This is a genomic window from Marinilactibacillus sp. GCM10026970, from assembly GCF_042660675.1.
GTDB lineage: Bacteria > Bacillota > Bacilli > Lactobacillales > Carnobacteriaceae_A > Marinilactibacillus.
Genome location: NZ_JBHSUL010000027.1, coordinates 153,592 through 167,117 on the forward strand (window position 1 = coordinate 153,592; position 13,526 = coordinate 167,117).

Below are 13,526 nucleotides of genomic sequence, written 5' to 3' on the forward strand. Positions count from 1 at the left end.
AAAGAGACACTTTTTTTGTGGTTATTTTCCAAAGTTTTGAAGTAGATAAGCCATATGCGCTGTTCCCTCAAAAAAGTCTTTGAGTCTTACAGATTCATTGGGTGCATGTGCTCTAGAATTCGCCCAACCGCATCCGCTGCTTAATACTGGAAGGTGTAAATACTTGTCGAAATTGTACATGGGTCCTGTTCCAGCGTTATTAGGAGATAAAACAATTTCTGTTCCTGCTCCGTAAGCTTTCTTAGCAGAGTCAACAACCACATCCACAAAATCATTTGTTAAGTCTGAACGAAAGGCTTTTTGAGCTTTGATCAAGTCTAATCGTACATCTTCAAAGCCGTGTTTATCTAGATGCTTACGAATCAATTCGTGGATTTTTTCCGGATCCTGTCCTGGCACGATTCGGCAATCTAGTTTTGCGGATGCTGCCCTCGGTAAGACCGTTTTTGATCCTGGTCCAGTGTAGCCTGAGATCATACCACAAATCGTCATCGTAGGATAAAACGCTAAGGCTTCATTTGGCGTCCAGTCTAAGTCTTTAGTGATCAGTGGATGTTTCAAGCCATAAACTTTCTGTGTTTTTTCTTCATCAAATGGTTTTCGTGCGACCACTTCTTTTTCAAAGTCTGTCGGTGGAATGATATCTTCGTAAAATCCTTCAACGAGTACTTGGTTATCTGCAGATCTTAAGCTAGCTAGCGCTTGCGTCAGTCTCCAAGCAGCATTATCCACGACTGCACCAATAGAAGAATGAATATCTACGTCTGCACTTTCCACGAACAAATCAAAATACGCCATTCCTTTGATTCCTGCTTCAATCACATAGTTTTCTTCTTCATCTTTTCCACCAAATTCCCAGATACACGCATCACTTTTAAATAAATTTGCATATTTTTCTAAGTAGGCTCCAAGGGACGGACTCCCGTTTTCTTCTTCTCCTTCAATAAGGAACTTGATATTACAAGATAAGCCTTCATCCGTATCCAGCAATGCTTGAATGGCATTTAAGCGAACCATCAGATTCGCTTTATTGTCCGCCACACCTCGACAATAAAGAATACCGTCCTTTACTGTAGGTTCAAATGGTGCACTATCCCATTCGTCGATTGGATCTTCTGGTTGAACATCATAATGATTGTAAAACAACAGTGTCTTTTCACTATTCCCTTTTTTACCAGCTGGGAAATAACCATATACAACAGGATTTCCACCTAAATCATCTAGTACTTGGACTTCTCCTCCTGTCTTTTCAAGCATTTCTTTAACGTAAGCGACTGTTTCTGGTATTTTTCTGTCTTGTGTGGAAACAGAATCCAATCTTAAATAATCAAAAAATTCATCCATTCTACTATCGATTACACTCTGTAATTTCTCTTCTAGTGCATTCATCTACTCTTCTGCCTTCTTTCATCCATTAGTTTCTGTTTAAGTTCTCGTTTATCTTACATTTTTTAGTAGAGGTTTTCTGTTCAGTATTTGATTTCGTCCTAAAAAAAGACTGCATCAAGTCTGGCCACTGTTTTAAAATATCTTAAGATCAGTGGGTTCATACTTGAAAACAGTCTTTGGATTTCGAGCTCGTATTAAATCATCCTAAGCATATTTCTGACCTTCACGTAACAGTCTTTCTCGTTTTTTTCTGTAGACCTCTATTTCATTTTCATGGCAATAAATGTAGTGCTCTGGAGCAATCTCATGCAAACCAACTTTTGTTAAATCATCGTATTGATGGTATTTCGGATCATACTCTGTTCTAACACGATTTCGCTCATTCTCTGGATCTGGCGTTGGTATAGCGGAGAGTAGAGACTCCGTATAAGGATGTAGCGGAGCCATGTACAACTCGTCTGCCTCTGCTACTTCAAGCATCCGTCCACTATTCATGACACCAATACGGTCGCTGATATATTTAACCATCGACAAGTCATGTGCAATAAACAGATACGTTAAATTGTTTTCTTTTTTCAACTCTTTCAACAAATTGATTACCTGAGCTTGAATCGATACATCCAGTGCTGAAATAGCCTCATCAGCAATAATAAAATCCGGTTCTACTGCTAATGCACGCGCAATCCCAACACGTTGACATTGCCCACCAGAAAATTCCTTAGGGTAACGGTTCGCAAACTCCTTGCTTAATCCCACTGCTTCTAGTAATTCATAAACCCTTTCCGTACGCTCTTTACTATTTTTGTAAATCCCATGGACTTTCAAAGCGCCTCCGATAATATCTTTCACTGTGATTCTTGGGTTCAATGAAGCGTATGGATCTTGAAAAATCATTTGCATCGATTTTCTGAAATCAAGCAACTTTTTACGTCCGCGAATTTTAGAAATGTCTTGACCTTTATATAGAATTTGTCCACCCGTGAACTCTCCTAATTTGATAAGCGCTCTACCAGTCGTCGACTTTCCACTACCCGATTCTCCAACTAGACCAAACGTTTCCCCTTCATAGATATTGAAGCTGACATCGTTGACTGCTCTGACTTCACTTTTCTTTCCCGCATTGAAATACTGTTTAAAACCTGTAATTTCAACGATTGATTTTTTTTGTTCAACCTCTGCTACCAACGACCTCACCTCCTGACTGAATTCTTACCTTCTTTTCACCAAATAATTGTTCATATTTCTGCTTACGCCTGACCACTTCCGCAGGCGGCGTCACACTCGGCGCTTTTGGATGCAGTAGCCAAGTTTTGGCGAAATGCGTATCTGTGACTTTGAACATCTCAGGCTCTTGCTCAAAATCGACTGCTAATGCGAATTCGTTTCTTGAAGCAAAAGCGTCTCCTTTAGGTGGATCTAGCAAATTGGGTGGTGATCCCGGGATATTGTAGAGATCCGTTTGATGGATATCCAGGGTCGGCATAGAGGCCAACAACCCCCAAGTATACGGATGCATTGGATTATAAAAAATTTCGTCTGCTGTTCCGATTTCAACAATTTGACCTGCATACATAACCGCTACACGATCTGCCATCTGCGCTACGACCCCTAAATCGTGTGTAATAAAAACGATAGAGGTTTCTAAGTCTTTTTTCAAATTATTCATAAGGTTCAGAATCTGTGCTTGAATGGTCACATCCAAAGCTGTCGTCGGTTCATCCGCAATCAAAATCTTTGGTTCACACGCTAAGGAAATTGCAATCATAACCCGCTGTCTCATTCCCCCTGAGAACTGGTGAGGGTAATGTTTATGTGTTTGCTTAGGATTCTTAATACCGACCATTTGCATTAATTCAATGGCTTTTTCAGTAGCTTGTTCTTTTGTTAATCCTTGATGTTTAACCATCGGCTCAGCAATTTGTCTACCAACTTGCATTGTCGGATTCAAAGAGGTCATTGGATCTTGGAAGATCATGGCGATGTCATTTCCACGAATCTTCTGCATTTCTTTATCTGAAATCGTCAGTAGATCCTTGTCTTCGAATAAGATCTGGCCACTCTCGATAATGGAATTCTTTTTAGGCAACAAGCGATTGATTGCTTTTGTTGATACCGATTTTCCGGAACCCGATTCGCCAACAATTGCTAGCGTTTCGCCTTTTTTTAGTTCAAAATCCACTCCTCGAACAGCTTGGACTTTACCTTCAAACGTTTTAAAAGAAATGGCCAAGTTCTTTACTTCCAGCACATTTGTGTTATCCATATCTTCACACCTCTATCTTCCTTTTGAGCTATCAATAAAGAGCGTGCAGTCGCACACTCTTCATCGACTCCTACTTTGCAATAACTTTTTATTGAGGATCTAATGACCATTCATGAACATCATGAAGCGATCCTGCCCAGTATTTATTGATTCCACCGTTCAAGTAATCGACTTGAACTGAGAATTGAGAATCAGAATATAGTGGAACGATTACAGCTTGATCTTGCATATATTGTTGTAATTCTTCATAAATTGGGAATCTTTCTTCAAAGCTTGTGCCTTCGTTTCCTCTTTCAAGTAGCTCATCAATCTTAGGATCAGCAAGGGCTGAATTATTAGATGTAGCACCTGTTTGGACATATGTCGCAACGTTCGGATCTACTGTATGACCATATCCCATCATACCAATATCATAATCAAGGTCTTGTGCTACTTGTAGCCAAGTTGGGAAATCATATTGTTGGATCTCAACTTGTACGTCAATATCACTCAACCATTGTTGGATTAAGTTAGCATTTTGTTCTCTGATTGCATTCCCCGTTGGGACACCTAGTCTCAAGGTTTGGCTAAAGTCAAAGCCAGCGTCTTCTAGCATTTCTTTCGCTAATTCCGGATTGTATTCTAGTGGTTGGATATCATCAGAATTATACGGACTAGCTGATGTGTACATACTAGACAAGACTTCCCCGCGACCTTCCAGTAGATTATCGACTGTCAGTTGACGATCGAACGCATGAATAAAGGCTCTACGGACTTCCGGATCTGGGAATACATCATTATTAATGATCATATATTGACCGTTAAAACTAGGGTTCTCAACGACTTCCAGACCTTCGATATCTTCTAGTAATGAAACATCTTGAATCGGTACCATACCGATACCGCCACCTGCAGCCATGTGAAGATTTCCAGCTTGGAATTCTGTTACGAGCGCTGTTCCGTTCATGATACGTCCATAGATCGTCTCAATTTTCGGAGCGCCTCTGTAGTAATCAGGATTTGCTTCTAACTGAACATAGTTATCGTTGTCATATTCAACGAATTTATATGGTCCACTGAAGACTGAAGGTTGTGTTGCAGCTTCAGAGTTTGAAATCTCCGTTGGTTCCATTTCTCCAAAGATATGTTCAGGCGCAATCAATACATCGAAGCCTACAAATTCTTGAATTAACGCCAAATCAACAGGTGTTTTAGTCGTAATCGTTAGGGATTTGTCTCCCGTTACTTCTACACCAGATAATGATTCCGCACCTTCTTCTAAAATACCAGAATCATCTGTTCCTTCAATCATAGCGATTCTTGTTCCTAGTGATGTTTCGATCTCTGGGTTCGCAATAGCATTAAGCGTGAACGCTACATCATCTGCCGTAACCGGTTCGCCATCTGTCCAGTTCGCTTCTTCATTGAGTTCAATTTCAAATGTTTGATTATCTGTTGTGTCAAATTTGGATGCTAGGGCGTTGTCCCATGAGTCTGCTTCTGGCATCACAAGTAAACTGTCATACATGAATCGTTGGATCCATTTACCACTAACACCTGGTGCGTAAAAAGGATTGAAACTATCTGGTGCGTTTGTTAACCCAACCATCAATGTACTTGTATCGCCCTCTTCAGCTTGTGGTACTGCGCCTTCCCCATCATTTTCTCCGTCAGTTTCACCTTGAGCTACATCATCTGGTCCTGGAACAGCTGAATCTCCACACGCTGCTAGTACCAATGTTGAAGCAAAAATCGTTGTCCCATACTTTAATCTTGTTTTCCAATTTGACATGAAAATCTCCCCTTATGACTATATTCTTTCGTAGAACATCTCTTTTAGTCCCCCTAAAATTGACAAGACCTTCTACTTGAATCATTTTTCATGAAATCTTTTAAAGCTTTTATTGAAAACTCACTTATCCTTTATTTTCCCCTTCAATCGCTTCTCTCAACCCTTCTCCGATAAAGTTGATTGATAGTACAGCGATAAAGATCAGGATACCGGCTGGAACCCACCTCCACGGTTCAGCGGTCAATACTCTAATAGATTGAGCCTGAGAAAGAATATTCCCCCAGCTTGGTTGCGGCGGTCTAACACCCACACCCAAGAAACTTAGTGAAGCTTCCGTCAAGATTGCTGTTGCAATCCCAAACGTTGCATTAACTAAAATCGGCGAAAGTACATTCGGTAGGATATGAACAAATAAAATACCAAAAGTCGAATACCCTGTCGCTTCAGCCGCTAGTACAAAATCTTGTCCTTTAAGCCTTAGCACCTGCCCTCTGACTAACCTACATAATGGAGGCCAGCTGAGTGCTCCAAGTACAATCGTTACGACCCAGATACCCGATCCCAAAAGAGAGACTAATGTTAAAATAACTAGGAAAAACGGGAAAGACATAAAGGCTTCTGTAATTCGCATGATCACTGCATCAATAAATCCACCGAAATAGCCTGAAACTAAACCAAGCGTTGTTCCGATGACAACATAAATGGCAACCGAGCAAAGCCCTACGATCATAGAGACTCGCGTCCCATGAATCAACCTTGACAATACATCTCTTCCTGTATCATCTGTTCCTAGAAAGAAGTTTTCATAAGGTGCTGCTCTAAATAGTCCTACAGACGCATCTCTTGGATGTGGTGCGATCTGATTTGCGAATACTGCGACTAGGATCATGATAATGAAGACACCTAAACTGACAACGGCTACTTTGTTTTTGAAAAACCGTTTGGCAATTGTCTTAACATAACTATCCCCATCTGAAACGACTTGTTCCGCTGCAACTCCAGGGAAGTGAGCACGTTCACTATCCTCTACTAAATGAAACAGTGAGTCCGCTGGTGTATTTCTACCTACGTTTTGAGCCATTTTTCTTCCCCCTTTAGTTGTATTTAATCCGTGGATCAACAACAGCGTACAAGACATCAACCAGAAGATTCGCAACAAGTACGACGATTGCGGATAACATCGTGACCGCCATCAGAATGGGATAATCTCTTTGCTGAATCGCCGTGATCGTTAAACGACCAATCCCAGGCCACTGGAAAATCTGTTCTGTAACAATTGCGCCCCCAACCAGTCTTGGTAAATCAGTTCCAATGATTGTTACAACTGGAATCAATGCATTTCTAAGTCCGTGTTTTGTTAAGATCGTTTTGGATGCTAACCCCTTAGCTGTTGCGGTTCTCATGTAGTTTTCCCCATAAACTTCAATCATGGTCGACCGCATATAGCGAGCCATATTCGCGATGTAAAAGGCAGATAGAACGATCACTGGTAGTACAAGGTGACGTAAGACTTCAAAGAATCCACCCTCTCCCCCTAGTTCGGACATGCCACCCGTCGGTAACCAACCTAATCGAACAGAAAAGATATAAATCAATCCTAGACCTAAGAAAAAGTTCGGAATCGATACACCTATAAAAGAACTACTGGTCAATAAATTGTCAATCCAAGAGCCTTGTTTTCTAGCACTCAAGATTCCAAGTGGGATGGCTACAATATATGAGAATAGTAGCGTGGATCCCATAAGCACAACTGTTGGAAAAAGTCTTGAGACAATAATTGGTAACACTGGATAACGTGTTGAGAATGAATTGCCGAGATCTAGTCTCAAAGCTCTTCCTAACCAACGAACATACTGGACAGGTACTGGCTGATCTAGTCCAAGTGCACGTTCAGTCGCTGCGATTTGCTCCGCTGTGGCATCTGGTGAAACAAATAGTTCTGCTGGATTTCCTGGTGTTAAATTAACCATCATATATGCTGCAATGGAAATCATCAGCAATACTGGAATAGCTGTCAGCAGTCGCTTCAAAATAAATTTTTGCATCATTTTCTCCCCCTTTTAGTTCAATGAATCCTCTCTCTGCTGTGTCTATCCTAAATACTCATCAATAATGGATAAGAACACTTCCCCCGAACGCAGTAAGGATTCTTCATGTATAACGAATTTCGGATGATGATGCGGATAAGGTGACGCGTCGTCTGGATGTTTCGCACCTACTCTTAGGAAAGCCCCTGGTTTCTCTTTCAAGAAATAAGCGAAATCTTCTCCCCCCATTGCCCCTTCGACTTCTTCCACCTCAGAATCATTGAACACGGTCAAAAAGCGATTTTTTAGTTTCTCGACTTCTACCGCGTCGTTTTGAATCGATGGATACCCTCTTTCATAGTCGATATCTAACGTAGCATCGAATGCTTCCGCAATATGTGTACTGATTGATTTCAATTTACTTTCCATCAGATCTTGAATGTCACCGTGCATCGTTCGAACGGTACCGTTGATTTCAGCTGAGTCAGCTATAATATTGTACGCTTCTCCTCCCGCTTCAAATCCTGCAAAGGTCAGCACTGCTGGTTTGACGGGATCCGTTAATCGACTGACGACTTGCTGTAGACCTGTGACGATTTGTGTCCCAATCGTTAAGGCATCGTGCGTATCATGCGGTGCAGCACCGTGGCCACCTTTTCCCTGAACCTTCATCTTGAACGTGTCCGAGTTTGCTGATCCAAAACTATAATTATAGAAAACTTTTCCAAGTTCTTCCATTGAATCTAAGTGAATACCAAATACGTAATCGACTTCTTTTAGCGCCCCCGCTTCAACCATCGATTTAGCCCCACCTGGTAAAACTTCTTCAGCGTGCTGATGCAGTAAAACAACATTTCCATGTAATTCATCAGCATGATTCGAAATGACTTTTGCTACACTGAGTAAGGAAGCTGTATGCCCATCATGTCCACAAGCATGCATGATGCCGGCATTTTTTGATTTGAATGGTACATTCGATTCTTCATGAATTCTTAATGCATCAAAGTCTGCTCTTAATGCAATTGTTGGCCCTGGATGACCGCCTTGAATTTTTGCTACGATACCATATCCATTTCCTACATTTGTCTGGATATCTTTTATCCCAAATGATTGTAATCGCTCTAGAATATACTGAGCTGTTTCTTTCTCTTCAAAAGAAGGTTCCGGATGCTCATGTAAATGTCTTCTCCAGCTGACTGTTTCATCAAAATTCTGTTTTAATTCTTCTGTCCATGTCTCGTAGGCCATGATCCATCTCCTTCTCGTTTATTACTGATCATTTACTAGTGTTTAATAAGTTTCCACTGTTACAGACTCTTTAGCGTTACTGGTTTCTTTTTTCAATAAATAATGTTCTACAATAGATAAGAAACATTTTCCTCCAAGTAATAATGCCCGTTCGTCAAAATCAAATTTTGGATGATGATGTGGGTAAGAAATGCCTTTTTCTTCATTACCTGAGTTCACAAAGAAGAATGAGCCTGGTTTTTCTTGAAGGAAGTAAGCAAAGTCCTCTCCGCCCATTCTAAGCGGTGTTGATTCCACTGTCTCTTCTCCAAACTGATTTTTGAAAATCTCTGCAATCAACTCTGTTTCTTTTTCATGATTGTAAAGCGCCGGATAGCCTCGTGTATAGGTGACCTCACAAGTTGCGTCGTGCGCTTCACAGATATGCTGAGTCATTGTACCGATTTTTTCTTCTATCATATCTCTAACTTCTGGTGCAAAGGTTCGAACGGTTCCTTTAATAAGTGCTTTGTCTGAAATCACGTTATGCGCGCCATCTCCCGCTTTTAAAGTAGAAACCGTCAGAACTCCTGATTTAGTGGGGTCTTTTTTACGACTGATAATCGTTTGTAGTTGGTTTACTACATGAGAAGCGACAACAACAGAATCTACTGTGGTATCTGGGTGCGCTGCATGTCCGCCTTTTCCTTGGATATTGATTTCAAAGAAATCCGGAGCCGCCATGGCATAACCTGAACAATAAGTGACTTTCCCATATTCAAGCGGTGATCTTAAATGAAGTCCGTAGACATAATCCACATCTTCCAATACGCCGGCGTCTATCATCGCTTTCCCACCACCTGGTAAAACTTCTTCTGCATGTTGGAAGATGAACTTAACCGTTCCTGAAAGTTCTGCTTGTTCTTCTTTCAATACCTTTGCCACACTGAGTAGCGTTGCGGTATGTCCATCATGCCCACATGCATGCATGACACCAGGATTCTTTGAAGCGAACTCTAAATTTGTTGCTTCTTGGATTCTTAAGGCATCGAAGTCTGCTCGAAAGCCAATCGTTGGTCCATCTTCAGCCCCTCGAAGATAAGCAGCAATTCCTCCGCCACCAATATTTTCTTCAATTTCTTCATATCCAAAAGATTTTAATGTTTCTATAATATATTTTCTCGTTTCATATTCTTCGAAAGAAGGTTCAGGATGTTCATGTAAATAACGTCGCCATGAAACAGTCGTTTCATAATTAGCAGTCAAAGCTTCTTCCCATTTACTATAACTCATGCACAATTCTCTCCTTCATCTCTGCAATACCTTAAATTAGTAATTACACATTTTTATAATGTTTTTCAAATCTTATCTTTTAAACATTAGATTGTCAATATGAATTATCAGTAAATAAAAGTATATATTCTAATATAACACAATCTATAATATTCATCTTTGCTATTAAAGGTTTTGGGATCGATTACATTATTTTGTGACAGAAATATGTCTTTTAACTAAAGGGAATTCCTTGTATTACGAGTATTTTTACTTTCTTGTCTTTTATCTAAATATTCATTTTATTTAATTCAGATTTAAGATGATCAATATTTATACAATTTGTTGGATAATTAGTCATCCTATTCCCTTATCTAATTTTAATTTAAGTTGACCGGTAGTCATGATTCTTATTTCGTTTTACAGTTTTATGACTTATGTAGTGATTTTGTTTACATAGTCTCTCTCATAGATTATTATTGTAAAGTGATTATTTATTTATATTTATAAGAATCATATTTTTGTTTTAGCACATACTTAATTGGTAGAGGATGAATTGAATGAGAAACGATAAGGAATTTCAAGAAATAATTGCTTATGCAAGTACTTTAGGTATGTCGACAGATGATTATCTCGTTTATCTTCATCACAAAAACCAGGCTGTTAAATCGATCCTGCTAGATGACAGCTTAGGGTTCAAACAATTTTTACAAGAATTTCATGATGTATTGGATGGTCTGACTGTACCAGGTGAGAACGACGATACAGCTGTTTCTGAGAGAAAAGAACAATCAGTGCAAGCGTCCGCTGACTTGTTAGCTAAGATCAGCTCTGATCCTATGCTGCTGGCTCAAATGTATGAGCACTATCAATATGATTCCGATGAGGACTCCAAGACTATTATGAACAAAAAATAAAAACACGCTCTACTTAGATAGAATATCAATTCTATACTAAGCGGAGCGTGTTTTTTAACTTTCTCTTACTGCCGCAAGTGTTTTGCCAACTTTACCTTCTATAAATAAATCAATCTCAAGATTTCCTGTATTGATTTCCTCATTATTAATGACGACAACGTGCTTGCCCTTGAATTGATGAATATAGTTGCGAGCTGGATTCACACTCAAAGAGGTTCCCGCTATAATCAGTAAATCTGCCGCTTTGATTGTGGCTTTACTTTTTTCAACGATCTCTTTGTTGGGATTTTCACCAAACAAGACGACAGATGGTCTGACGATTCCATTCTCTATTGGACACCTTGGAATATTCCGTCCATCTTTTTGTACTTCTTGAGGCTGGTACACTCTTGAACATTCCATACAATACCAAGTTCGGTTATGCCCATGAAGCTCTAAAACAAATCGATGCCCAGCCTTTTGATGAAGTCCATCCACGTTTTGAGTGATCACGCGAATGTCTTTACCGGCTTTCTCCATTTCAGCCAACACTTTGTGTGCATCATTTGGGGTAGGTTCCAACCTTTTGTTACGAGGTCGGTTGAAAAAAGCTTCTGGATGTTCCATGAGGTACTTTCGGCTCATGATTTTTTTAGGATCAAGTTCTTTCTTTTCAAGCTCTGTGTATCTTCCATCTTTTGAACGATAATCTGGTAGGCCACTTTCTGTAGAAACTCCAGCACCTCCAAAAAAGGCAATAATCTGAGCTTCTTCTATATAAGATTTTAACTGTTCGATTTCTGTTCTTTCCATAATAAACACCTCTCTGAAACGTGTCTGTTTATTATACCAACTAAATTTACGAAAGACACTTGTAGTAGATTATAAGCGAACAGACTTTCATTTCCATCGATGATATGCTATAATATATCTAGAAATGATAGCAATTCGTTATCATTTGTTTTTGTTTTCTATATTGGGGTTGTTACGGATTCGACAGGCATAGATTGAGCTTGAGTTGCGTTCTGCAGGTGACGAGACTGCATACCAACGTCACAGTTAAATATAACTGCAAACAATAATAATAACACATACGCTTTAGCTGCGTAAAAGTAGCTAGCGTGATCCGAACTGGTATCACCCACGTGTCACGTTTGGGTCCTATAATTAAGTGGGATACGCTAATTCTTTCCGTCTGGAAGAATTAGAAGAGATTATCAGACTAGCGATACATGATGCCTGTTAGGCGGCTAATGTAAAGCGAAATCTTAATAGCATAACTATGATCGTAGATGCTTGAGTGCCAATGTGTCTGGACAGGGGTTCGACTCCCCTCAGCTCCATCAAAACATCCGTATAGGAAGAATAAAGAAGAGAAATGCCGATAAACCGGCATTTCTCTTCTTTTGTTTATGCTATGAGAAGGTAGAAATTTTAGTTAGGGGGAGTCAAAAGGGGAGTCGTTTCAAATGCAAAAGACCCCACCGTGGTAAAGTCTAAACTAAAAATTAACTTATGTATTTCAGGCTCTGTATTATAAATCTTGCTGCTCACTTCCAAAGTATAAGTACCCACTTTGTTTTTGTAGGATTCCCCCTAATTCATAAGCGGTCATTTTATGTGCTTTCCCACCCACTAAATCATCTTCAGGAAATTGAAAGTCATAGTATATGATTTTCTCATCTACTACCTTATAATAAGCTACTATTTCTAAGTTGCCTTTTTCATCAATAATATCGGCAAGTTCTACTTCTATTTCTTCGTAATCAGCAGCTCCTATTTCATATCTTGGTTTGAACATGTCCTTTCTCCTTTCAATATATACCAGCAAATGGAGGCACTCATTAAGTTACTCTCCTTTTTGTCTATTCACTTAATTATCCTGATAATTGATCTTTCTCAGTACATTCTCTTTTTTCTTTTCTAAGCTTTTATTATAGGCAATTAATGCATTAATATCGTTGGCACACTCTTCGTAGGTATCAGTTACTTTAACTAGCCTGTAAAAAATATCTCCAAGACTATTCAATATCACCATTTGAGCTATGATATCTTGGTAATTTATTTCGTACTTTACCTTTCCAAGTCTAAAAAAGATGTCTTTTCCATGTACGTATTCTGAATAAAAATTGTACAAATATAAACCTAAAGGAGTTACTTGGCTTATTAGAAATGTATCTGTGTTTTCATACTTGTTTTCTAAGTTAAACCAATTCCTGCGATTCTTTCCTTTAAATAGATAGTTTCTTTCCATTGTTATAAATTCATTGAGCATATCGAAATTGTCACCCAGTTTAAAATCTAACATTAACTCATTTATAGCTTTCTCCAATTCTTTTGGTTCAATAATCTGACCATCTTTATTAATTTTCGTAATGTTATACATAAACTTTTGTGTATGCCAAACGTTATATGTATAACATTTCAAATTAATTTTGTCTTCTTCTTCGAGTATATAAAGTGTGTCTGCAACACTTTCTAAAATAGGTCTAATTAATGTTCTGGATGAATTCACTCTTTTCTTTTTAATTGATTCTATGTAAACCCTAAGTTTCTCAAGTAATATTTGAATCTGACTTTCAATGAACGTGCGCGTGAAGTCGTCATCTATTTTATTAGAACAACTTTTTAGAATTTTTTCGTACTTATATACTTCTCTTATTGATATTAACATTTACAAC

The 13,526-nt window shown here is 39.1% G+C and carries 12 protein-coding genes and 1 other RNA gene; 2 read left to right on the forward strand and 11 right to left on the reverse strand.

Annotation, left to right across the window (positions count from 1 at the left end; translation table 11 throughout):
- Positions 1 to 21: 21 nt before the first annotated feature.
- From ACFP65_RS08100 to ACFP65_RS08135, 8 genes are all read right to left on the reverse strand, one after another.
- Positions 22 to 1,389 carry a M20/M25/M40 family metallo-hydrolase gene (locus ACFP65_RS08100; RefSeq protein ID WP_379917521.1) on the reverse strand — a complete coding sequence of 456 codons (1,368 nt, stop codon included), beginning with the start codon at positions 1,387 to 1,389 and terminating at the stop codon, positions 22 to 24.
- 204 nt (positions 1,390 to 1,593) lie between these two features.
- Positions 1,594 to 2,574, reverse strand: a complete 981-nt coding sequence (locus ACFP65_RS08105; RefSeq protein ID WP_379917523.1) for an ABC transporter ATP-binding protein — start codon at positions 2,572 to 2,574, stop codon at positions 1,594 to 1,596.
- Positions 2,558 to 3,652, reverse strand: coding sequence for an ABC transporter ATP-binding protein (locus ACFP65_RS08110; RefSeq protein WP_379917525.1), 1,095 nt, complete (start codon positions 3,650 to 3,652; stop codon positions 2,558 to 2,560). Before ACFP65_RS08110 ends, ACFP65_RS08105 begins: the two co-directional genes overlap by 17 nt.
- Before the next feature lie 88 nt (positions 3,653 to 3,740).
- A complete protein-coding gene (locus tag ACFP65_RS08115; protein WP_379917527.1) occupies positions 3,741 to 5,423 on the reverse strand; it encodes an ABC transporter substrate-binding protein in 1,683 nt (560 codons plus the stop codon).
- Between the two features lie 124 nt (positions 5,424 to 5,547).
- Positions 5,548 to 6,504: an ABC transporter permease gene (locus ACFP65_RS08120; RefSeq protein ID WP_379917529.1), complete on the reverse strand. Its 957-nt coding sequence runs from the start codon at positions 6,502 to 6,504 to the stop codon at positions 5,548 to 5,550.
- A 13-nt stretch (positions 6,505 to 6,517) separates the two neighbouring features.
- Positions 6,518 to 7,468 carry an ABC transporter permease gene (locus ACFP65_RS08125; protein ID WP_379917531.1) on the reverse strand — a complete coding sequence of 317 codons (951 nt, stop codon included), beginning with the start codon at positions 7,466 to 7,468 and terminating at the stop codon, positions 6,518 to 6,520.
- Positions 7,469 to 7,513: 45 nt separating this feature from the next.
- Positions 7,514 to 8,698 carry an amidohydrolase gene (locus tag ACFP65_RS08130; protein WP_379917532.1) on the reverse strand — a complete coding sequence of 395 codons (1,185 nt, stop codon included), beginning with the start codon at positions 8,696 to 8,698 and terminating at the stop codon, positions 7,514 to 7,516.
- A gap of 42 nt (positions 8,699 to 8,740) precedes the next feature.
- Positions 8,741 to 9,970: a M20 metallopeptidase family protein gene (locus tag ACFP65_RS08135; protein ID WP_379917534.1), complete on the reverse strand. Its 1,230-nt coding sequence runs from the start codon at positions 9,968 to 9,970 to the stop codon at positions 8,741 to 8,743.
- A 539-nt stretch (positions 9,971 to 10,509) separates the two neighbouring features.
- Here ACFP65_RS08135 and ACFP65_RS08140 point away from each other — a divergent pair.
- Positions 10,510 to 10,866, forward strand: coding sequence for a hypothetical protein (locus ACFP65_RS08140; protein ID WP_379917535.1), 357 nt, complete (start codon positions 10,510 to 10,512; stop codon positions 10,864 to 10,866).
- A 54-nt stretch (positions 10,867 to 10,920) separates the two neighbouring features.
- Here the strand turns inward: ACFP65_RS08140 and ACFP65_RS08145 are convergent, their stop codons facing one another.
- The gene (locus ACFP65_RS08145) at positions 10,921 to 11,658 is read right to left on the reverse strand and encodes an NAD-dependent protein deacylase (RefSeq protein ID WP_379917537.1); all 738 of its coding nucleotides are present in this window, start codon (positions 11,656 to 11,658) and stop codon (positions 10,921 to 10,923) included.
- Positions 11,659 to 11,823: 165 nt separating this feature from the next.
- On the opposite strand from ACFP65_RS08145, the gene ssrA reads away from it, so the two are divergent.
- Positions 11,824 to 12,191: a transfer-messenger RNA gene (gene ssrA / locus ACFP65_RS08150) on the forward strand.
- Between the two features lie 188 nt (positions 12,192 to 12,379).
- On the opposite strand, the gene ACFP65_RS08155 is transcribed toward ssrA, so the two are convergent.
- Both ACFP65_RS08155 and ACFP65_RS08160 read right to left on the reverse strand, forming a co-directional pair.
- Positions 12,380 to 12,646: a hypothetical protein gene (locus ACFP65_RS08155; RefSeq protein ID WP_379917539.1), complete on the reverse strand. Its 267-nt coding sequence runs from the start codon at positions 12,644 to 12,646 to the stop codon at positions 12,380 to 12,382.
- 72 nt (positions 12,647 to 12,718) lie between these two features.
- Positions 12,719 to 13,519 carry a DUF5677 domain-containing protein gene (locus ACFP65_RS08160; protein WP_379917541.1) on the reverse strand — a complete coding sequence of 267 codons (801 nt, stop codon included), beginning with the start codon at positions 13,517 to 13,519 and terminating at the stop codon, positions 12,719 to 12,721.
- Positions 13,520 to 13,526: the final 7 nt, after the last annotated feature.